Below are 21,833 nucleotides of genomic sequence, written 5' to 3'. Positions count from 1 at the left end.
TGCTTAACGACCGATTGTTTTCTGCCAGGTGGCGAGAATGGCATCGCGCTCTTTGGCGCTTTTGGCGAAGTCCACCGGATAGAGCACCTTAGAGAGGTCCGCTGGCAGGCCTGCAGCCTTCGCTGCCTGTGATTGCGGCACGCCCGGAATGGTGACAATCTCTTTGTATTTGGTGTACTGGGTGGCGGCGTTAGCGGAGAGCGTCCAGTCGAGGAAGCGTTTAGCGTCGGCCTTATTTTTTGACGCCGACATCAGGCCGGAGGCCTCCAGTTCGTAGCCAGCACCGTCTTTCGGGATGACCATCTCAACGGGATAGCCTTCTTCAATGGACTGCATCGCGGCAAAGGCCAACGAGACACCAATTGCGTACTCACCGGTGCGCGCGGCTTTGCAGGGACGGGAGCCAGACTTGGTGTACTGGGCGATATTGCCGTCCAGCGATTTCAGGAACGCCCAGCCCTTCTCATCGCCCTTCGACTGAAGCAAGGCCGCAATCTGCAGATAGCCAGTGCCGGAGGACACCGGGTTCGGCATCACCACCTCGCCTTTATAAACCGGATTAGTCAAATCCTGCCAGGTCTCCGGTACCGGTAAGTTCTTTGCTTTCAGGGCTTCGGTGTTAACGCAGAACGCAGCCATATAGCCAGTGGTGGCAAACCACTTATGGTCCGGTGCGCGGGAGGCGGTACCAAGCTTTTCACTACCTTTTGCGGTGTAGGGCTCCAGTAAGCCCTCAATACGGGGGTCCATCACGTTGGTCAGCGCCCATCCCCAGATAACGTCATTCTGCGGATTTTTAGCCTCCGCGAGAATGCGCGGGCCCAGATCGCCGGTAGAGAGGCGCAGCACGTTGATGGTCAGATCCGGCATATCCTTTTTTGCACTCTCGACGTAGTCCTTAATCTCATCCTCTTCCAGCGAGGTATACACGGTAATGGTTCCCGCATGCGCCGCTCCGGAGAGCGTTGCGAGAGCACAGGTGGCCATCAGGCTGGTACGGCGAAATGAAAAGCGTTTCATTGAACTCTCCTTAATGCGGTTAAAAGTGGTGGTGCGCTGTGCCTTACGCCATGAATACGCTTTTTGTGTATTCACTTATCGATTGCGTTATTAGCAATGTGTAATTATGTGCACTTTCTGTGCCAGGAGAATATTTGTATGTGTACTTAATAAATAACAATTAAAAACAATCATATAAATAAAATATCACCATGAAACTTTTAAATTCATTGGGTTTTTGTGGATTTTATTGCACTTTTTTGGTGTTTTAATTTCACTAATTGAGTGCATAAAAATGTTTTTGTGTATTTTATTGCATTTTTGTAGGGGTCACGTGTAGGCTAAAACCTGTGAGCTTAACCAGCGAGTCAACCGAAACCGGGAGTTATCATGGCGACACGTTCTACCATCATGGATACCAACAGCTTTCGCGCAGAGCATGCGGATGCGCTGGATGCCCAGACACGAAGGCTGACCGACAGACGCGGCCAACTGCTGGGCGAGTCCTACCGTCTGTTTTATCGTAATCCGGTGCATCTGGTACGCGGCGAAGGGCAGTATCTCTGGGATGCGGCGGGAGAGAAGTATCTCGACGTCTATAACAACGTCGCCAGCATAGGCCACTGCCACCCGGCGGTGATTGCCGCTGTGCACGAGCAAATGAGCCAGCTCAACACCCACACCCGCTATCTGCACGAGCGCATCCTGGACTACACTGCCGACCTACTGACTACCGTGCCTGACGTCATCAATAAGGCAATGTATATGTGCACCGGCTCCGAAGCTAACGACCTGGCGATCCGCATTGCCAAAGCCTGGAGCGGCGGCACCGGGATTATCGTCAGCCAGGAAGCCTATCACGGTACCAGCGAGCTGACCTCTGGCGCCTCCCCGGCGCTCGGCAGTGGTCAGCCGCTGGCACCCACCACCCGGCTGGTACCGCCGCCGGATCGCTATCGGGTGGACGCCTCCGATCTCGGCATCTGGTGGGCGCAGGAGATCCAGAAGCAAATCGATGACATGGCCGTCCACGGCATCAAGTTTGCCGGACTTATGGTGGACTCGATTTTCTCCTCCGATGGTGTACTACCTGGTCCGCAGGGCTTCCTGAAGCCGGCACTCGACGTGGTGCACGCCAACGGCGGGATCTTTATTGCTGACGAAGTGCAGCCGGGTTTTGCTCGCACCGGAGAGAGTTTCTGGGGCTTTGGCCGCCACGGCATTGTGCCGGACGTGGTGACACTTGGAAAACCGATGGGAAATGGCATCCCGGTCTCCGGGTTGCTGGCAAAAGCCGACGTACTGGCCGCCTTCAGTGACGATATTCCTTACTTCAACACCTTCGGCGGCAACCCTGTGTCGATGGCCGCCGCCCAGGCCGTGCTGCAGGTTATTCGCGAGGAGAAGTTGCAGGAGCATAGCCTTAGGGTCGGTGAGCTGTTACGTAACGAGCTGGCGCTGCTGGCAGATCGCCACCCGAACGTCGGCGACGTGCGCGGCGCCGGGCTGTTTACCGGCTTCGAGCTGGTAAGCAATCGTGAGAGCAAAACGCCGGACAAAGCGCTGGCGTTGGATGTTATCGAACGCTTGCGCGCCGAGCGAGTGTTGACCTCCGTGGCCGGGCCCTATGGCAACGTGCTGAAGCTACGCCCGCCGATGGCGTTCCAGACAGAGGATATCGACTGGCTGGTAGGATCGCTTGATAAAGTACTGATGGCTTGCACGGCGAATAAACAGCAAAGCTGACGTTCTGGAGAAGCACTGAGGTCAAAGCCACGCTGGGCGCGGCTGGAACATCTTCCTCCGCAGCTTAAACTGGTCGCTATCCAGATTTTGCTGAATCAGATTGACTGTGAAACGGCTGGGAAAAAACAGGCAGAATTAATAGAGCAACTCGAGTTTGATATCACCGCTGCCGAACTGTCAGCGTATCTTTTTAAACCGGGCCATGCCTGACGGCTTACCCGGTACTTTATTATTTTGTAGTCTGACAGACGATATATCTGACAAGAAACCAGAGGGGAAGCAGAGCAAGCATTCACATCCCCGCCCCGGATAACTCACATCAGTCGCTGGATAGCTGCGCGGTAACGCCGTAGTTAAAACTATGCCCATAAGAACCGTCAGGCCCAGCCCTGACCAGAACATGGCACGCCATCCATAATATTCACCGACCGTGCCGGCTAACACCCGACTCAGCAAAATCCCGCAGAGAAGCCCGCTCATTACGATGCCAAGCGTTGCACCGCGGCGGGAAGGCGCTGACAGCTCAGCAGCAAAGGGGACAATTTGTTGGGCAACACTTGCCATAAGTCCGACACAAACTGAAGCCAGTAACAGCGAGCAGGCGTCAGGGGCAAGCGCAACGCCGGTAAGGGCAACCCCAAGACCCGCTGTCTGCATGAGGATAAGACGACGCCGTTCAACACGATCGCCAAGTGGAACCAGCAGAAATAAACCCAACACGTAGCCCAGCTGTGTGGCGGTGGAAATAAATCCGGTTACTCCTTCCTGCGCAGGAAAAGACTTGCGCATCATGCCGAGCAAAGGCTGATTGTAATAGATATTGGCCACCGCCATTCCGCAGGTAATGGCCATTATTAACGTCATACCAAAGCTAATATAATTGTGTCCGGTAGCTGGGTATGCTGCGTTTTTATTCTGAATATTATTATTACTCACAGTTATCTCCATCCATCCGGCGTGGTCATCAGCAATAAACTTTGCGCCTTCAGATGGCTGCAATGAGCAATAACCATTAAAGGGATTAATAAAACTCTTATTTTTTGTATAAATTCATTTTTAATGATCCCAATGCCCCCTGTATTTCGGGCACATTTCAAGGATGCCTGGCACACAAAAAACACGCGCCTTCCTTACTCAGTTAAGAGGAGTAATTAATATTTTTGCAGACAGATATACGTAATCAGGCGAATCGTAAGATTAATTTTGTTAAGCAGGAAATACATTAATTTTCGCGTTGCTGAAGAAATTCAAGAGTAAAATAAACAGTTGTTGCGTTCCAGTGCTTTTTGCACACAATGGTGGTGCATAAAACGCACCACCATGATCACAAGTGAGACAGCGCAAAGATGAAGCACCTTCAGACATACCGGTTCATCAGAACCATCGCCAGAACGGGATCGATCCGACGCGCTGCGGAGCAACTCAATATCACGCCGTCTGCCTTGACGAGGCGGGTTCTGGATTTTGAGGATGAACTGGGCACGACCATTTTTGAAAGAATACCGCAAGGAGTCAGGCCAAATGCAGCAGGAATGATGCTGCTTCAGTTTATCAATGACCAGCTGGCTGATTTTGACCAGCTCCGATCGCAAATAACATCACTAGCCAATACCCAGAGTGGGCATGTTGAGCTCGCCTGCAGCCAGGCGTTTATCGGTAATTTTGTTCCGGATCAGATTGCCGTATTTCGCAGGTCTAACCCCGGCATTACCTTTAACGTGTCAGTAAGGGATCATGCAGACGGCGTGAAGGCACTGGCTAATTTTGATGCAGATCTGGCTCTTCTTCTTGATCCGCCTTACTCGACGGATCTCAGCATTCTGCATTCATCCACCGAATCCCTTTGTGCGGTAATGAACTCTGAGCATCCTCTGGCAGCAAAGGAAAGGATCAGTCTCAGGGAATGTTGCAAATGGCCGTTTGCCATGCCCGTCAGCTCACTGGCTATCAGAGCCACGCTCAACGAAGGGCTGGTACGCCAGCAACTATCACCGGTCATTGCCGTCGAATCAGGCTCGCTGGAGTTTCTTTTTAACTACATCGTTAGAGAACCATTGCTGACTTTTCAGATAGCCATGGGTGTCCCGGAACTCAGGTCAGGACTGTGCGCCAGACAGATCAATTCGGATGAAACCAGGCCAATGCGCATTGTGCTTGCGAAACTGAAAAATCGCTCAGTTTCTCCTGCAGCACAGAAATTCGCAGGGCATCTGTGTGATGTGCTGGACGGTTAAACGGTAGCTACAGAATTAACCTGGCAATTGTGACTTATAAGCAGGGTAGTCTGTTACGGGGAAGCATTAAAACTTTGTTGGGTCTGAGGTAAAAAAGGGGCCGGAATACCGGTCCCGTAACCGAGACTGTACACAGCAGAGGACCCTGTAAATAATTCTGTGTAATTGCCATCCTATTAAAGGTGGTTGCTCAGGCGGTCACCGGACTCGATAATAAAACGGCTCATTGCCAGCCTACGCCTGAACGGTCGCTGGATGGAAGAGGCCGGGTTTACCACGGGCACCAAAATTGATGTTCGCGTGATGCCGGGTTGCCTGGTGATCACTGCTCGTCCAACCGTTACGCCGCTAATGCAAGCATTCAATAAAACCAAAGAATTACCGGAATCTGAGCAACAGCACGCTATGGCATTTTTGCAAGGCATGCTTACTCGAGTGGAGCTGGATAAATTTTGAATTTGCGAAAAACTTTCCCGCCCGGATAGGGCGGGTGTTTTTATGTAACGTGAAGCTAAAAACCTTTAACTTTAAACAGTCTAAACAAAACCACCCCACCGCCAAAAACACTCCCCCCAGCCATACTAATTTTTAGGATCTTCTTGAATTGTTCAACATCCAGAGAAATCGGAATCCCTCCAAAGAAATAGAAAAACACCTCTATTAAAGAGTAAAACAACGCCAGTATGGCAAAAATCCCTATGATTGAGACACAGATCACAATCACCAAAAACATCAACCATTTCATTTTTTTTCTGCCATTTTATCTAATTTATTCTGGATAGCCGTTCCACCGAATTCAGAGACAGCTCCACCTCCGACATCTCCCATCGCACTTGGAATTCTGCTCGGTTGCATCTCTTTTGAGATCCCCATTTGCCCTTTGATCTCCGTATACTTCAACAGATCAGGATTAAACTTCGGATCCCAGCCATTCGTGACCCACTTGCCCGCAGTATTTACAACAGGCTTGACGACATAATTACCAATACCATATCCCATCCAAGCACCAGCGCCATTAGTTATGGCTCCTGTGAGTGGATTGTCACCATTTATCTGGTTAGCGAGAGCACCACCAGCAGCATTCCAGGCAACGGTTCCTTTCCAGCCATTCCCCATCGTAACAACATTCACCCAGCCGGCTACTACAGAGTTCACAGGATTGATTTCTCCACTTCCTGCATACTGAACTCCTGCATTCATTCCTGCCCCAAGCCCCCACATAGCCAAGGCCTCCGCTGAAAGCGAAGCTGTTCCACCAGTAGCAAGAGCCATTGCTACAGCATCTCGTTCATTTTTCGCTTTCTGGCACGCGGCACCTGACGGATTATCGGAACAGCTCGCCATATCGATACCATGCTGTCTTATCCATGCAGCCTGAGCATCCTCATTACCCGCTACAAGGTTATTCTCAACCGCATTCTTCCCGGCAGCAGCCCCTGTAGCCGCACCCGCAGTATTCCCACCTACAAGTCCGCCCGCCATACCGGACGAGATACTCGCCAGCGTACTCAGCGTCTGCTTCTGATCTTCTGTCAGCGTCGACAGATCTTTCACATCCGGGTACAGTGCTTTCGCGATGGCACCTGCAATAAGTTCCCCGCTTGCCGCACCTGCCGCCCCGGCTGCGGTGCTATTACCCTGAAGTGCCGCTGTCACACCGCCGAGAATGGCATGGGCGATAGCTTTTGCAGCTGTGTTGTCATCGATTCCTGCATGGTGGCCGATGATGTTTGCCAGCTCAGGTGCCGAAGCCCCGGCCAGCGCCCCGGCAATATTGCCACCCGCCAGGCCCTGAAGTGCTGCCGTTGCTGCCTGAATACCGCGCTGAATATCGCTACCGGTGCCGTATTTTTCCTGCTCTTTTTTGTATTCCGGCGTGTCACGCAGTTTCGCCAGATATGCCTGCCGCTGCTCTTCCGTCGCATCCGCCGGAACAGGTCCGTATTTATCCTGCGCAGCCTTCAGCGCATTCAGCTCACCCTGCGTCCGCGCAATATCCGCCACCTGGCCGCCGATATCGCTGATCATCCCGATTTCCTTCAGGCGGTTCTGCTCTTTCTCCTTGTCGAAAATCGGGCTGATGCTGTCGTTGGCGTGTTCGGTGTCACGGCTCAGGTTCGCCACGTCCTGCTTCTGGTTTGCCTTGTCGCGGATGGTGATAGTGCCGTCTGCCACAGCGGCCTGGGTGGTGCCTTCGGCATGGCCTTTGTTGCCTGCCGCCGACATCATCCCGCCAGGCATGTTGCCCTTGAACTGGTCGCCGAAGCTACCCGCGCCGCTAATGCTGATGCCGGAGTGCTGGGTTTTGAAATCCGCTTCGTTGTGAATATCCGTGAAGCCCAGCGTTCCGGTATCGAGGCTGTTTTTATCTGCCGTGGCCGTGGAAGCAATGACTGCACCATCAAGCTGGGTGTGGTTGCCGACGGTGATATCGAAACCGCCGTCACCGGCAAACATCCCGGTCTGCTCCGCCACGGAGTCAAAGCGGCTCTTCATCTTGTCCTGACTGGCAGAGATGTAGCCGGAGCCGGTCATGCTGCCGAAGGTGAAGCTGCCGCCCGCCGCCACGCTGGTCTGTTTGCTGTCGTAGTCGTTATTGTCCTGCTGGCTGCGCATCAGCAGGTCGTGGCCCACGTCGGCGACAATTTTATTGCCGTTGACCTGCGCCCCGTTGAGTACGGTGTCGTTCCCGCTCTTAATGGTCACGGTTTTGCCGCTGTCTATCGTCGTTTCAGTCCAGTCGGTACCGTTGCCTTTGTCTTTGCCTTTTGCCGCGTTGACGTTGGCAAACACGCTGATACCCGCACCGTTACCTCCGGCATCGATGCTCACGCCCACACCGCCACCACTGCTCGTTATTGATGGAGGGCAGGGGATAGTTGCTTTTTAAAATGAAGGAATACCGTTACAGAAACAGATAAAAATGCAACGTTACATTAATCAGTAATATTTCCTAAAGCGGCCTCGAAAATATTAACTTTGTTCATGCATCCAGTGCTGTGTTTTTATTCATCAAGGTATAATGGACGCAGCAAAACAACCAAAAGACCGCAACAGGAAAATCGATAAAATAGAAAATTCTGATTATTAAAGAGCGCGACATGAAAGTGTAACCAGCACTTCCATGCCGCTGACCACAGACAACTTAGATGGAGTTGAATATGGCTGACACCAATCTTAAGCCAGGAATCACCATAGCAAAAACACAATCGAAATTTTTGAATGGTAATTCAGAAAATCTTGATGCAGCACGCAAAAATAACGATCGCCGCTTGCCTGAGAAAGCAGAACCCAAAGTATTAAGGGATATGACGGTCAGCTACGTCAGCATCCGTCATTACGATCGCAAAACCAACCGAACTAAACGCTATACCCGAAGCACCAGCCTGCGCCTGAATGGCACCTGAATGGCACCTGGATGGAAGAAGCCGGGTTTACCACAGGCACCAAAATTGATGTTCGTGTGATGCCGGGTTGTCTGGTCATCACCACCTGGCCCGTGGAGACATCTCTGATGAAAGAACTGAACAACATCAGCCAGTTGCCAGAAGAAGAGTAGCAGCAGGCGATAGCATTTTTGCAGGGTGTGGCCGCTAAAGTGGCTCTTGAGACGGCGTAAGTGAGATAAATAAATCCCAGCCACAAGGGCTGGGATTTATTTAATTATGGGCCAACCCACGTTAATTTAGACTTCAAATCGTCAGGCACTATATTAAATAACTTTTTTATATAAATAAGATGTTGATTGTAATTTGGCGATATATCCTCGTTGCATTTTTCAACATAATATTTTGCCTGGTTATTCAAAAACCATATATCATGTTCTGTAAAGTTCTTATCCAAGATAGTAACAGTCAAATTATGAACAAGTTCGGCTTCCAGATAGCAAGATAAATTCAAGCTTTTTTCTTTCTTTTCCAGTCGCTGTAGGTTTCGTATGTAAGGCAGTGCAAGCCCTAACATTTTTACGTATATTTCATTTTTATACATATAGCCATCCTCATGATTAATACGCATAAAATTCATCACTTTCTTGTCGGCATAGAAGAAGCTCCAGCCGGAGCATTTTTAGTCTGAGTCCATGAGCCATTTTGTATAAGCTTTTCTATATACGAAGCATCCCCTGTTTTTTTGTATATTTCCTGAGCTGCAACCATCCTGTGGTTACCTTCAGATATATAATAATTTCCTTTACTATCAACATATCCAGCAACACGCCCTTCAGGTGCTGTAAATTTATAATTACCACTCACCATATCATTTTTAAGCTGATCCACCTGTTGTGGATTCCGTAATCCAACTTACATACTTTTTATTGCGAACGGAATGCCACCTTGGGATAAGTTGGTTACGGTAGTTTTTGCTAGTTGTACTAAATCCTTTGCCAGTAAACCACCCGAAACCAACATGGCCTGATTTTCCGGATCTGAGGCAAATACTGCAAATTTCGTCCAGGTTGGGCTGTTAACATCAATATTCACCAGATCCTGACCGTTCCGCTGCTGAACGTAGGCTTTGGCCTCATCACTGGTTATCACATCCGCGCCAATGTTGCCAAGTCAGCTCGGGCGCTGTGTCATATCATATCCGCCCTCCGCAACTTCCTTATCCCAGCCAACAGCGGTTAAAGGATCATCCTTCAGCCTTTCATCAACACTCATGTTTAATAATATTTCGAGTAACGTGAGCCATCAAGCCAAATTCAGGAAAGTTTCCGGTAATGATTACAAATCCTCTTCCGAAACCACATCCAAAGCCCCACAGGCTTTAAATAACCATTTTAATGCCCCCCAAGGGAAAGGCCATTCCAATACAACGACAGCGACTATAAAGTATGTCTCTCTGATTGGTTCTTCCAATAAAGCTGCATCCCACCAGAACCAAGTTCTGTTTTCGGGTTCCAACCAATATAACCAGCTATCAAGTGACCATTTTTCATCAGCTAGTAATTTTTGCTGTTCTTTCCAAGGTAATGAGTTTCTGTAAGCTATTCGCTTATCCATATCTTCTTTTGATATTTCAGGCTCAAAACTATCAACAAAAAAATCAGGGAGCATTTCTTTCCATGATACTAAATCAGGCCATTCAGTTTCATAAGCGTCACTAATTACTTTTAACACCTCTTTAGCAAGAGACATAATGTGTTCAGCATTTGACTCACATGAAACAACAAACCTCACAGAACCAATACCAGTTGGTTTATCCGATAATGAAGGGGCACAGGCAAGCCTCTTTCTTTCCAGTAGGATCTCATACATTACTTCATTACTTACTGGCATCTTTTCCCGTCCCCTGAATAATTTTGTCTTGTAGATCTTTGATCTTATCAGGTCTAATACCATACTGATCTGGAGCTTTCGTAGGATCAGCAACAATTGGCCTGTTAGGATAAAGTTTAACTTCAGATTCTGATACTGCATTTTTTCGTAAATCGTCTAAGACTGACTTAGGTACGTCAAATGTCTTTACCGTAGCCCCTTCCATGTTTTGCGAAATACGCTTTTGCAAAAACTCTTGTGCACGAGCTTTGTCACCAAAATTCAGGTACAAAGTTGTATCCCCTGTTATGGTTACCTGTCCATTCTCGCCAATTAAAACTCGTGTATTAGGCGTTCCTTCAACACGATATACTGTAACTGTAGCACCACTTTTCGGATCCCTAACTGTGCCGCCTGTTTTTAACACATTCAGGGCTACACTAGTTCCCATACCAGCCAGTATCGATAATCCTTCGGATGCAACTACCAGTCCTTTTCCGAACTCACTCGTATTCTGGTTTATTACCGCATTATCTTTTGCAGTTTCCAGCGCTATAAAATTAGCGACATCAGGGTCTATACCAAGGTATGCACCATCTTCCAGCAACACATTGTAGGCATCATTAGCCACATCACGAGAAAAGCCACAGGTATCCGGATTCTTATTACACGCAGCTTTCATTTTCTCCCGATCTTTTTCCAGAATTTCACGATACTCATTCAGTATTGATGTGATGTCTTCACCATTTTCCTTAGCTTGCTTGACTTTTCTATCCAAAGAAAACATATCGCCAGATAACGCGTTATTTTCCGCCGCATTTTTTCCGGCACCGGCACCTGTCGCGGCTCCGGCTGTATTCCCTGTTGCGATCCCACCAGCCATACCCGCTGAAATACTCGCCAGCGCACTGACTGTCTGCTTCTGTTCTTCAGAAAGTTTATCTACACCAGGGTAGAGCATATTGGCGATTGCGCGTGCCGCCAGCTCTCCGCCCCCTGCACCAATCGCGCCTGCCGCCGCGCTGTTGCCCTGAAGCGCTGCAACCGCACCACCAAGGATCGCGTGAGCGATAGCATTGACCGCAGGGTTACCTTCTGTCGATTTGAGTAAGTGCGCCAGCTCAGGTGCCGAAGCCCCTGCCAGTGCGCCAGCGATATTGCCACCCGCCAGGCCCTGAAGTGCTGCTGTTGCTGCCTGAATACCGCGCTGGATATCGCTACCGGTGCCGTATTTTCCCTGCTCTTTTTTGTACTCCGGCGTGTCACGCAGTTTGGCCAGATATGCCTGTCGCTGCTCTTCCGTCGCATCCGCCGGAAGAGGCCCGTATTTATCCTGCGCAGCCTTCAGCGCATTCAACTCACCCTGCGTCCGCGCAATATCCGCCACCTGACCGCCGATATCACTGATCATCCCGATTTCCTTCAGGCGGTTCTGCTCCTTCTCCTTGTCGAAGATCGGGCTGATGCTGTCGTTGGCGTGCTCCGTGTCGCGGCTCAGGTTTGCCACGTCCTGCTTCTGGTTATCCTTATCGCGAATGGTGATGGTGCCGTTCGCGATGGCGGCCTGAGTGGTGCCTTCCGCGTGACCACTGTTGCCCGCCACCGAAATCATCCCGCCAGGCATGTTGCCCTTGAACTGGTCGCCGAAGCTGCCCGCGCCGCTGAGGCTGATGCCCGAGTGCTGGGTTTTGAAATCCGCTTCGTTGTGAATATCCGTGAAGCCCAGCGTTCCGGTATCGAGGCTGTTTTTGTCCGCCGTGGCCGTGGAAGCAATGACTGCGCCATCAAGCTGGGTGTGATTGCCAGCCGTGATACCGAAACCACCATCCCCGGCAAACATCCCGGTCTGCTCAGCGACGGAGTCAAAGCGGCTCTTCATCTTGTCCTGGGAGGCAGAGATGTAGCCGGAGCCGGTCATGCTGCCGAAGGTGAAGCTGCCGCCCGCCGCCACGCTGGTCTGTTTGCTGTCGTAGTCGTTATTGTCCTGCTGGCTGCGCATCAGCAGGTCGTGGCCCACGTCGGCGACGATTTTATTGCCGTTGACCTGCGCCCCGTTGAGTACGGTGTCGTTCCCGCTCTTAATGGTGACGGTTTTGCCGCTGTCGAGGGTGGTTTCGGTCCAGTCGGTGCCGTTGCCTTTGTCTTTGCCTTTTGCCGCGTTGACGTTGGCAAACACGCTGATACCCGCGCCGTTACCTCCGGCACCGATGCTCACGCCCACGCCGCCACCGCTGCTGCTGTTCTTGCCGCCGGACTGCTGGGTATTCGCCGCGCCGGACAGCAGGATGTTGTTCTGTGCATCGAGCGTGGTGTCGCCGCCTGCTTTCAGCTGGCTTCCGGCAATGGCAATATCGCCGTCACCTTTTTTCCCGTTCGCAGTGATGGAAAGGTTATTGCCCGCGTTCAGGGTGCTGCCCGCCACCGCATCGCTTTCGGCATGCTGCTGCGATTTGGATTTCTGCGTGGTCAGCGAGAGGCTGACGCCCATCGCGTTCGGGTCAGCCGTGGTATCAGCCATATCCACTGCCTGCCCGGCCTGCACGCCAGAGAGCACGGTTTTGGTCGCCTGGAGTGCCTTCAGGCGTCCGTCGCTTTCCTCTCTGGTGTTCTGCGCCGCCGTGACAGCATTATTAATCGCACTGCCCACGGTGCCGGACAGTGCCACTGTCAGCCCGCTTTTCTTCTGCTCGAAAGTTTCATCGCGGGTGCGTTTGTCGTGACCCGGGTCAATGAGCACGCTGCTGCCGCTGAGGCTCATGTCCTTCCCGGCAATCAGGTCCGCGCCACCAATGTGCGCCTGGTTTCCGGCAGCGATAACCACGTTGCCGCCCGTCGAGCCGACAGTGCTGAAGCTCTGGCTTTGCGTGGTGCCCGCTTCACGCAGGTCATGGGTGGATTTGCTGCTGCCGAGGGTGAAGCCGATGCCGCCGCTGCCCATCAGGCCGCTCTTCTTCTCTTCCTTAAAGCGCCAGGAGGAATCGGTGTTGGTGGCCGCCACGATATCGACGTTGTTGCCCGCGCCCAGTGCTACGGTGTTATCGCCCACCACGGAGGAGCCTTTCACCAGCAGGCTATTGCCCGCCTGCACGGTCACGTTATCGCCGGAAAGCAGGGTGCCTGCCTCACGGGTCGCGCTGTCTTCCTCAACAGTGTGGGTCGTTTTCTTGCTGAGGAACCCTTTTTTGGTCTTCGTCTCTTCCTGGTAGTGATAGTCGCTTTCCGTCGCCGTCGTCAGGTTCACATCGCGACCTGCGGCCACGCCGATATCCCCGCTGGCGGTGACCTGCGCGGCCTCGCTGTTGACGTCTCGTCCGGCGAGTATCGTGGTGTTGCCGGAGCTGGCGATTTCAGTGCCCTGCTGGCGCACGGACTCGTCGATAACGGTTTTCTTGCTGCTGTGGCTGCTGCTGCCATTAACCGTCGCTTCGGCCTGCAGATTGACGTCGCGTCCGGCCTGGATGCCGACATTCCCTTCCGCCGCGATGCCTGCCGCCTGGCTGGTCACGTCGCGTCCGGCCACCAGCGTCACGTTGTCGCCCGCGGAAACGGTGGTTCTGTCTGCGCTGTTCTGATGGCTTTCGCTGCCGCCCGTGCGGCTGGTCTGCTGGTTGCCCGCCGCGTTCAGGTTCAGGTCATTGCCTGCCACCAGCTGCGCGGTTTTGCCTGCGTCGATGGCGCTCGCCGTCACGTTCAGGTCGTTGCCCGCCTGCATTACCGCATTGCCGCCCGCCGTAATGCTGCTGCCCTGGTTCGAGGTGGACGACGTACTGGTGTCTTTTTTGCCCCAGAATCCCGACTGGCTGTTGCTGTCGGTAATCTGGTTCGCGGCGATGTTGATGTTGTTGCCTGCCCCCATCGCGAGGTCGCCGCCTGCTGTGACTTTCGCCCCGGTGATGTTGATGTCTTTTGCTGCCGACATACTCAGGCCGTCGGTAGCCGTGATGGCGGCGGTTTGCCCGACGTCGGTGCCGCTGACGTGCACGTTGCCGCCACGGCTGTCGTCGCCCACGCGCCACTGCTGCGTCTGGGTGATGTTGTTGATGCTGCCGCCGACGCTTTCCAGCTGCACGGTTTTGCCGCTAATCGACGAGCCGATGTTGTTGATATCGCCCGGCGCGCTCAGGTCGAGCCCGCCACCGGCGTTGATCAGCCCGGCGTTGAGGTTGCTGAGGCTGTTGCTGCTGTCGAGGGTAAGACCGTTCTGCGCCAGCAGCGAGCTGCCGCTGTTGGTGAGGTTGCCGCCCGCCAGCTGCACGTTGCTGCCGCGGATCACGCTGCCGCTCTGCACCGTCACGTCTTTTGGCGACAGATACACTTTCGGCACCATCACGGTCTGGCCGTTAATGGTCGCGGTTTCATACCACAGGATGCTGTGGTCAAGTGCCGCCACCTGGCTGGCGGTCAGCGCCACGCCAAACTTCAGGCCGAGCGAGCTCTGCGCATCGGCGGCGCTGTCCATCAGGTAGCGCATCTGGTCGAGATCCGAACCGATGCCGTTGATATAGCGCGTTCCGGTCTGGTTCAGCACGGTGTTCGACACATAGCGGGTATCAAACGCCGCATCGCCGAGGAAGCGATAGTCCTTGTCCGGGTTCAGACTGAGGCGGCCCAGCATGTACGACGAACCGAGGAACTGATTCATATCCGTGTACTGGCTGCCCGTCTCGCGCGGGGCCGCGCCCGGATTCATACCCAGCAGCTGATACAGATCGCCAAACAATGAGGGATCGAGCTGACCCAGGCCGTCGAGCTTAGGGTTAACGGTGATCAGATACGGGCTGTCCGGATCGGTCGACGGCACAAAGTAGCCGTTGTTGCCGGAAGGCAGCGGATAGTTGCCATCCATACCGCCTTGAGCCAGCCCCGAGCCACCGCTAATTGCCTGGCTGGCGGTGCTGTCTTTCCAGTCCGGACCGGTGATGGCCTGGGTTCCGGCGTCTGCCAGTGCCTGCTGGCTTGCGCCGCTGCCGATGTTCTGCACCGAAGGCGTATTCAGGTTCGGCTTTGTAATGGTATTGCTGATTTTGCCCGCGTTGGCGGTGGTGTTGGTATTGCTGATATCGCTGGCAAAATTGGCGATAACAGTGCCACCGGCCTGGATGACCGAGCGGTAGATTTCGCCAAGTTCTGTACTTGAGTCATGTCCTTGAAGCGTAAAAGCAATAGACGTGTTTTCGGGCATAACATCCTGATAATTATTCCCGTCCGTCGGATAACGCCCACCCGGCTCGACTGCGTAACCATTCCAACGAGAATCGTACTGATAAACGAACCAGTCAGTGACCGTACCGGACTGCCAGCTCTGGTTGTTGAGCGTGCTCCCTGTCAGGCTGACATCACCATTTGCCAGAATATTGCTGGCAAAATTCTCCAGTGAACCTGCATTAATAGTGAGATTTTTGCCGGAGGCAATTCTTGATGCACCTCCATTGCTGGTAACGTCAGTTCGCGTCTGGCTATTGATAAATTTCTGCTCTGCCGAATCGGCATACATCACGTAATAGAATTGATTCCAGTGGATATAGTTACAGGCTCCATGACCATTACACGGCCCAACCTGTCTTTCTGCCACCCGACTGGTCATGCCGTAAGTACCGTCAGCAAGCTGACTGATATCGACATTAATCGTCGCATCACCCATGCCCGGAATAGTTTGTGCACCATCGATCTGCGTTGTTTTCGTCGTCAACCCATCCCGCGTATTCAGCAAATGCCCGGTCTTGATGGTGATATCGCCGTTGGTGGTCTCGATATTCCCCGATGTATTGATCACCTCGGCGTTCGCCGTGCCGCTGGCGTCTTTCTGCATCACCAGGTTGTTGCCCGCCAGCATATCGCCGTGCAGGTTCTGGATGCTGCTGGCAAAGAGCGACAGGTTGTTGCCCGCATAGAGCAGGGCGGTGTTAACGATCGACCCGGCCGCGTTCAACAGCAGGCTGCCTGCGGTGCCGGTGAACCCGTTGAGGCTGATATCGCCCTGGCTGGTCAGGCTGACGTCGCCGCCTGCCTGTAAACTGCCGCTGGCGTTCAGCGCAATCTGGCTGCCGCGCAATGCCGTGGTGCCGCTGCCTGCGGTCAGCTGGCCGTTGTTGGTCAGACTGCCCGCGGCGCTCAGCGTGATGCCGTTGCCCTGCAACGTGGCTCCGTTGGTGATATCGCCCAGGCTGCTGATGGCGAGCTGTCTGTTCGCGGCAATCACGCCCTGCGCGCTGAAGCCGCTGGTGAGCTTCAGCGTCAGGTTGCCGAGCGCCACCAGCTGGCCCGCGCCGCTGAGCGAGACCATTTCGGCGAGCATATCGCCGCCGCTGAACACCTTCCCGCCCGCGTTGTTAAGGCTGTTCCCTTTGAGCGTCAAACCCTGAGTGCCGAGCAGTGTGCCGCTGTTGGTCACGGTCCCGGTGTTCACGTTCAGCTGAGTGGCCTGCAGAATGCCGTCGTTGGTCAGGCTGTGGCCGGTGAGCGTCGCCTGGTTCGCGGCTATCACGGTGCCGTTACTGGCTAACTTCGCCACGTTCAGCACCAGGTTCGTCGCCTGTAGCCAGCCGCTGCCGCTGTAGTCCGGCGTGGTGAAGGTCAGGTCGCCGCCGGAGAGCATTTTGCCGCTATTGCGGGCCTGCGTTGCCGCGCTGAGCATGGTGCTGCCGTGGCCCTGAATCGTGCCGTCGTTAGTCAGCACCGGCGCGGTGAGGTTCAGCGCGTTCTGGCTCAGCAGCACGCCGCTGGCCTGGTTGGTCAGGGCATCCAGCAGGGTGAGCGTGAGATTGCTGTCGCTCTGCACGCGCCCGCTGTTGGTGAGCGAGCTGGCATTGATTTGGGTATCCGCGCCCTGAAGCTGTCCGCTGTTGCTGATGTCTTTGGCGTTGACGTTAAGTTGCCCGCCGGTCAGCATTTTGCCCTGCTGTTGCAGGTTGCCGTTGAGCGTTACGTTCAGGTCGTTAACGCCGCTGATTTCGCCGCCGTTGCTGAGCGAATCGCCTTTCGCCTCCAGCGTTTTGGCGCTAATCAGACCCTGGTTGCTCAGCGCTTTGCCGCTCAGGCGGGCGTCGCCCAGAGCGGTAATTTTGCTGCCGGTAGCAGCGATCACATCGCTGCTCAGGGTCAGAGCTAAATCCAGCGCGCTCTGGATCGCGCCGCTGTTGTTGAGAGAAGCGCCGTCCAGCGTGATGTTCTGGCCCTGAAGGCGACCGCTGTTAGTCACGTCCCCTGCGCTAACCGCCAGCGCTTTCTGGCTCAGCAGGTCGCCGCTGTTGTTAAGCCCGCCCGTGCTGTTCAGCATCAGGCCGTTCAGGCCAGTCAGCGTGCCCTGATTGTCGATACTGTTCTGGCGAAGCTGGAGCGTGTCGCCCTGAAGCGTGCCGTCGCTGGTGAAGGTTGTCCCGGTGAGCGACAGGTCGCCCGCCGAGAGAATACGGCCGTGGTTGGTCAGCGCGGGCGCGTTCAGGTCGACGTTGCCCTGGCTCATCAGGTCGCCGCTGTTGAGCAACGACGTCGCCAGCGCGGCATTGAGATTGCCGGTTGCCAGTACGGAGCCGCTGTGCGTCCAGCTGTCGGCCTGAGCGGTGAGGTTCTGTCCCTGCGTGCTCCCCGCGGTATTCAGGGTTTTGCTGTTGAGGGAGAGATCGCCCGCCGTCAGCCAGCGCCCGCGGGCCCCCTGCGTGAGCGTGTCACCGGCAAGCGTCAGTGAGCCGGTTCCCTGCACCAGGCCGTCACCGCTCAGCGTGGTCGCGTTGACCTTCAGCGTGTCAGCCATGATTTTGCCGGAATTGCTCAGCGTCGTGGCGTTAAGCGCCAGGCCTTTGTCGCTGGTGATAAGCCCGCTATTGCGGATATCCGGGATATCCAGCGTCAGATTCGCCGCGCTGTAGAGGGTGCCGTTGTGCTGGTTGTCCAGCTGTTGTGTGTCAATGAGCAGGGCCGCATCGCCCTGCATCAGTCCGCTGTTGGTCAGGCGCTGCGACTGCGTGTTCAGGCTGGAAGCCACCAGCACGCCGCTGTTGGTCAGCTCCGACGCGCGAAGGGTGAGCGATGCCGCGCTGCTTTTACCGCTGTGGGCCAGTTTTTCGCGGGCGTTCACCGTCATGGCTTGTTGTGCCGCCTGGGTGCCCGCCAGCGTTGCTTCCCGCGCACTGAGGCTGAGATGACCGCCGCTCTGCAGCTGTGCGCTCGCGGCGGTACTGAGACTGTCGCCCTGCAACCGTAGATCGCCGCCGGCACTGGTTTCCCCGTCCAGCATCGCCGTAGCGGTATTCAGCGTCATGGCCGCATCGCTGTGGGTCACCGAATTTTTGCCGGAGGTCAGGGTCTGCGCATTGACCGTCAGCCCTTTACCGCCGGACAGCACGCCGTTCTGCGTCACATCCTGCGCCTTCAGCGCCAGCACATCGTCGCTGACCAGCGAGCCGGTGTTGCTCAGCTTCCCGCTGGCGGTGATCTCCGCTTTGCCCTTCGCGCCGGTGCTGCCGCTTTGGGTAAAGTCTTGAGTATTAACGGTCAGGTTGCCGCCGCTCAGCAGGGAACCGCTGTTACTGAGCGTTGAGCTGTCCACGCGCAGGGAAGCACCCTGCACGGTGCCGCGGTTATGCAGCGTGCCCGCATTCAACTGAGCGCTGTTCTTCGCCAGCAGCTTGCCGTCCTGGGTCAGGGTGTTGCTGCTTACCGTCAGGTTTTGCCCGGCGGTCATCTGTCCCTGCGTTTTCAGCGTGTCACGGGCGTTAGCCGCAATATCGCGGGCGGCGTTAATCTGGCTGGCGCCATCCTGACGGATGTTTTTCGCGGTCAGCGTTGCATCGCGTCCGGCGGTCAGCTTTTCATTGGCGTGCGAAATCGTGCCGCTGGCGTTGAGTACCAGGTCGCCGTCGCTGTTCAGCGAACCGTTGCTCAGGGCAATGTCGCCCTGGCTGTTGAGCGATATATTGCCGCTGGCTTTATGATCGCCCGTCAGAGCGAGGCTTTCACCTTTGGCGGACAACGCCCCGCTGGCGAGGCTGTCAGTGACCGTCAGTTTGCCGCTGGCATCGAGGGTGATGTCCCCCTGGCGGGCATTCAGGTTTCCGAGATTAACCCCGACGCCTTTTTCGCTGGACACCAGATGAATGCGGTTGGCGTACATCCCGCCCAGCGCGCCGGTATCTACCGCCACCGTGGGGGCGCGGCCTTCACCCTGCTGCGCCTGTACGCTGCCATCTGCGCCAACCCGGTTGGCCCCGGCAACCACCTTTAAATCCCGGGCATGGATGGCGGCGTTCACTTCGGTTGCGCGTGAAATGATTGACAGCGCATCACTGCTGCTGGCATCCAGTCCTTGCCCTTCGATGGTGATGCTGCCTTTTTTCACGTCCAGCGCCTGTAAATTGCCGCTGGCGTCAAAGACCGGTTTCCCCGTGGTCAGCGTGACCTGCGGGGTGTTGATAAATCCGCAGCCGTTGCAGGTAATGCCATACGGGTTCGCCACCATCACGTTCGCCGCTTTACCTGCCACTTCCGTATAGCCCTGAAGCTGTGAACGGTTGCCGCCGGTCACTTCATTGATGATGCCTTTCGCTTCCTTGCCCGCGGTCAGGTTCGGATTGCCGGTGATAACCCCGCCGAGCTGAGTCTGGTTCAGCTTGTCGGTGGCGTTGTTCAGGATCAGACCTTCTTTGCCGACGTTGTAGTCCTGGAACGCGTTGTGCGAAATCCCTGCGCCGTTTGGCGTGGCGATGTTCACCACCGGGACCCCGTTCGCCGCATTGCCTGCGGAGGTGTCGCCCGTTGGCGTCAGCGTGGCGGAAATCGCAGGCAGCAGAGGCTGTCCGGCGAGCAGGGCGCTCATCAGATAGCTGAGCAGGCGATAGGTGAAGCGAACAGGAGGCTGCTGATCCATGGCGATAATCCTTTAAAACGCGACGGCAACGCGGGAGTAAATGCTGACATGATCCGGCCCAAGCCAGCCTGGGTAAACCAGAGGAAGCCCGACGGTGAACGAGGTGGACAGCCACCGGCTGGCGGTTCTCAGCCCTGCGGCGGTGCCCCAGAGCGTGCCTCCGGCATAAGGATCAAGCCTGTCGGAGTGCAACCAGCCACCATCGACGGCGGCTAACGCGCTGACCTGGCCGATGACCGGCAGCGTAAACAGCGTGTAGTTGAGTTCGTTTCGCCAGTACGCGCCGTTGTCACCTGAAATATACTGCTCTTTAAAACCGCGCACGGAACTCTCGCCCCCCAGCGTCAGGCGCTCGCTGCCGTACAGGCGTTCCGGCGACCACTGCCCGTAGGCGCTCGCCAGCCACCACAGATTCTCAGCCACCGGGCGCTGAAAGCTGGCATTAAGACTCCATTTACGGAACTGCGCTTTCGGCAAATCGCCGTTTTTGTTGCCGTCGCTTTCGGCGTTCAGCCACGGCATGCCGCGGCTGAGAGTCGGGTTAAACGTCGCCACGCCACCGAACATTTTCTGGGTATGGCTCAGGCCAAACTGCAGGCTGGTGAGTGTGCGGCTGCTGCTTTTCAGCAGGACATCGTCGAGATAGTTATGGTTGATGCGATGGCTTAAGCCCACGGAGACGCCGGTTTTGATATCGCCGTTGCGGAACAGGACGTGCGAGAGATTGACGCGGTGCGTTTCGGTATCGCCGCTTGAGCGCCAGAAGTCGCCGTTGTTATCGAGGGTGCTGAGATAGTTGTTCCAGCTGTAGCTGTAATCCAGCAGGCTGTAGCCGTAGGGGATGCTGACGCCCGCCGCAAAACTTTGAGCGTCTTTAGCATTCGAAAATGCGCTGCTGCGCCCGCCGTAAACAAACCAGCTGTCGGCCAGCCCCAACAGGTTATTGCCGTTCAGCCCGGCGTTAATTTGCCCGACGCCCGTACTTTTCTGGCCGCTGTTATCGACGCTGACTGAGCCGGAAAGAGGAAATTCTGGTGTGGCGGTCAAATGAACAATCGACCATCCTTGCTTATCGGCTGGCAATATTTCAATCTGAACCGGCGTGGTACGGGCACGGTTAATTTGTTCCATGCCCTGTTCAATATCCCGCAGGTTAAGAATATTGCCTTCCAGTCCTGGAAACGTCATTTTCAGCTCGCGCTCAGGCGCGCCATCCATGCGTATTTTCTCGAGTCGCCCTTCCAGAATAGCCAGACGCAGCTCGCCAGAACGTAAATCCTGCTCCGTCAGAAAAGCGCGACTGGTGATATATCCCCGGCTGATGTACCAGTCAGAAACCGTATTTGTCAGTTGATTAATACGCGCCATGTCCAGGAACTGGTTCAGCCAGGGCGCGACTAATTTCTGCTGTTTGCGGGCATCAATAAGGGTGGCACCATCAAGCACAATACGCGTGATGGTGAAACAGGGGCCGGACGTCGGCACAGGCTGTTCAGGCTGAGAGGGGCGCGCCAGCGGCGCGGTGCGCTCCAGCGACTCACGCTGCTGCTGGTTCTGAAGGAGCAATTGCTGCTGCTGTTGTTCGATACTGTTGCGGTCTGCTGGTGACAACGGGGCTGCGAAGACTGACTGACTCAATGCCAGTAACACCCACACCGGGTATAAAACTTTCATCCCTGATCCTGTATGCCTTTGCGACTTACGTTATGAATGTATTTCATGACATTCATTTAC

General features: G+C 54.8%; 11 protein-coding genes and 3 pseudogenes. 5 read left to right on the top strand and 9 right to left on the bottom strand.

Annotated elements, in window-relative coordinates; genetic code table 11:
* Positions 1-3: 3 nt before the first annotated feature.
* On the bottom strand, positions 4-1,020 hold the full coding sequence (locus CWM52_RS14430; RefSeq protein ID WP_100684733.1) for an ABC transporter substrate-binding protein: 1,017 nt from the start codon (positions 1,018-1,020) through the stop codon (positions 4-6).
* A 369-nt stretch (positions 1,021-1,389) separates the two neighbouring features.
* Here CWM52_RS14430 and CWM52_RS14425 point away from each other — a divergent pair, with 369 nt between their 5' ends.
* The gene (locus tag CWM52_RS14425) at positions 1,390-2,745 is read left to right on the top strand and encodes an aspartate aminotransferase family protein (RefSeq protein ID WP_100684732.1); all 1,356 of its coding nucleotides are present in this window, start codon (positions 1,390-1,392) and stop codon (positions 2,743-2,745) included.
* 177 nt (positions 2,746-2,922) lie between these two features.
* Here the strand turns inward: CWM52_RS14425 and CWM52_RS14420 are convergent, their stop codons facing one another.
* Positions 2,923-3,681 carry an MFS transporter gene (locus CWM52_RS14420; RefSeq protein WP_227521302.1) on the bottom strand — a complete coding sequence of 253 codons (759 nt, stop codon included), beginning with the start codon at positions 3,679-3,681 and terminating at the stop codon, positions 2,923-2,925.
* A 410-nt stretch (positions 3,682-4,091) separates the two neighbouring features.
* Here CWM52_RS14420 and CWM52_RS14415 point away from each other — a divergent pair, with 410 nt between their 5' ends.
* Positions 4,092-4,979, top strand: a complete 888-nt coding sequence (locus CWM52_RS14415) for a LysR family transcriptional regulator (RefSeq protein ID WP_100684730.1) — start codon at positions 4,092-4,094, stop codon at positions 4,977-4,979.
* Positions 4,980-5,204: 225 nt separating this feature from the next.
* Positions 5,205-5,312 (top strand): annotated as a pseudogene (locus CWM52_RS26840) (SymE family type I addiction module toxin); the annotation flags it as partial.
* A 178-nt stretch (positions 5,313-5,490) separates the two neighbouring features.
* Here the strand turns inward: CWM52_RS26840 and CWM52_RS14405 are convergent.
* Both CWM52_RS14405 and CWM52_RS14400 read right to left on the bottom strand, forming a co-directional pair.
* Positions 5,491-5,724 carry a hypothetical protein gene (locus CWM52_RS14405; RefSeq protein WP_100684728.1) on the bottom strand — a complete coding sequence of 78 codons (234 nt, stop codon included), beginning with the start codon at positions 5,722-5,724 and terminating at the stop codon, positions 5,491-5,493.
* Positions 5,721-7,835 (bottom strand): annotated as a pseudogene (locus tag CWM52_RS14400) (hemagglutinin repeat-containing protein); the annotation flags it as partial. The pseudogene CWM52_RS14400 and the gene CWM52_RS14405, both read right to left, overlap by 4 nt.
* 305 nt (positions 7,836-8,140) lie before the next feature.
* Here CWM52_RS14400 and CWM52_RS26505 point away from each other — a divergent pair.
* Both CWM52_RS26505 and CWM52_RS26500 read left to right on the top strand, forming a co-directional pair.
* Positions 8,141-8,386: a hypothetical protein gene (locus tag CWM52_RS26505; protein ID WP_100684727.1), complete on the top strand. Its 246-nt coding sequence runs from the start codon at positions 8,141-8,143 to the stop codon at positions 8,384-8,386.
* 11 nt (positions 8,387-8,397) lie between these two features.
* Positions 8,398-8,538 carry a SymE family type I addiction module toxin gene (locus CWM52_RS26500; RefSeq protein ID WP_100684726.1) on the top strand — a complete coding sequence of 47 codons (141 nt, stop codon included), beginning with the start codon at positions 8,398-8,400 and terminating at the stop codon, positions 8,536-8,538.
* Between the two features lie 104 nt (positions 8,539-8,642).
* Here CWM52_RS26500 and CWM52_RS14385 read toward each other — a convergent pair whose 3' ends face one another.
* From CWM52_RS14385 to CWM52_RS14365, 5 genes and pseudogenes are all read right to left on the bottom strand, one after another.
* Positions 8,643-8,969 (bottom strand): zinc ABC transporter substrate-binding protein, encoded by a 327-nt coding sequence (locus tag CWM52_RS14385; protein ID WP_206057717.1) that lies wholly within the window; start codon positions 8,967-8,969, stop codon positions 8,643-8,645.
* A 35-nt stretch (positions 8,970-9,004) separates the two neighbouring features.
* A pseudogene (locus tag CWM52_RS27160) lies at positions 9,005-9,631 on the bottom strand (adhesin); the annotation flags it as partial.
* 72 nt (positions 9,632-9,703) lie between these two features.
* Entirely contained in the window at positions 9,704-10,258 is a 555-nt protein-coding gene (locus tag CWM52_RS14375) for a hypothetical protein (RefSeq protein ID WP_100684724.1), read from the bottom strand.
* On the bottom strand, positions 10,245-20,099 hold the full coding sequence (locus CWM52_RS14370; protein ID WP_227521300.1) for a hemagglutinin repeat-containing protein: 9,855 nt from the start codon (positions 20,097-20,099) through the stop codon (positions 10,245-10,247). Before CWM52_RS14370 ends, CWM52_RS14375 begins: the two co-directional genes overlap by 14 nt.
* Before the next feature lie 12 nt (positions 20,100-20,111).
* The gene (locus CWM52_RS14365) at positions 20,112-21,773 is read right to left on the bottom strand and encodes a ShlB/FhaC/HecB family hemolysin secretion/activation protein (protein ID WP_100684723.1); all 1,662 of its coding nucleotides are present in this window, start codon (positions 21,771-21,773) and stop codon (positions 20,112-20,114) included.
* Positions 21,774-21,833: the final 60 nt, after the last annotated feature.

This window comes from Raoultella sp. T31 (genome assembly GCF_002806725.1).
Lineage (GTDB): Bacteria > Pseudomonadota > Gammaproteobacteria > Enterobacterales > Enterobacteriaceae > Klebsiella > Klebsiella electrica.
This window is presented reverse-complemented; position numbering and strand designations above follow the sequence as displayed.

Bases quoted from the DNA above. Each gene is read 5' to 3' on its own strand.
- CWM52_RS14370 (WP_227521300.1), bottom strand. From the start codon at position 20,099: ATGGATCAGCAGCCTCCTGTTCGCTTCACCTATCGCCTGCTCAGCTAT.
- CWM52_RS14425 (WP_100684732.1), top strand. From the start codon at position 1,390: ATGGCGACACGTTCTACCATCATGGATACCAACAGCTTTCGCGCAGAG.
- CWM52_RS26505 (WP_100684727.1), top strand. From the start codon at position 8,141: ATGGCTGACACCAATCTTAAGCCAGGAATCACCATAGCAAAAACACAA.
- CWM52_RS14365 (WP_100684723.1), bottom strand. From the start codon at position 21,773: ATGAAAGTTTTATACCCGGTGTGGGTGTTACTGGCATTGAGTCAGTCA.
- CWM52_RS14375 (WP_100684724.1), bottom strand. From the start codon at position 10,258: ATGCCAGTAAGTAATGAAGTAATGTATGAGATCCTACTGGAAAGAAAG.
- CWM52_RS26500 (WP_100684726.1), top strand. From the start codon at position 8,398: ATGGAAGAAGCCGGGTTTACCACAGGCACCAAAATTGATGTTCGTGTG.
- CWM52_RS14430 (WP_100684733.1), bottom strand. From the start codon at position 1,020: ATGAAACGCTTTTCATTTCGCCGTACCAGCCTGATGGCCACCTGTGCT.
- CWM52_RS14385 (WP_206057717.1), bottom strand. From the start codon at position 8,969: ATGTATAAAAATGAAATATACGTAAAAATGTTAGGGCTTGCACTGCCT.
- CWM52_RS14405 (WP_100684728.1), bottom strand. From the start codon at position 5,724: ATGAAATGGTTGATGTTTTTGGTGATTGTGATCTGTGTCTCAATCATA.
- CWM52_RS14415 (WP_100684730.1), top strand. From the start codon at position 4,092: ATGAAGCACCTTCAGACATACCGGTTCATCAGAACCATCGCCAGAACG.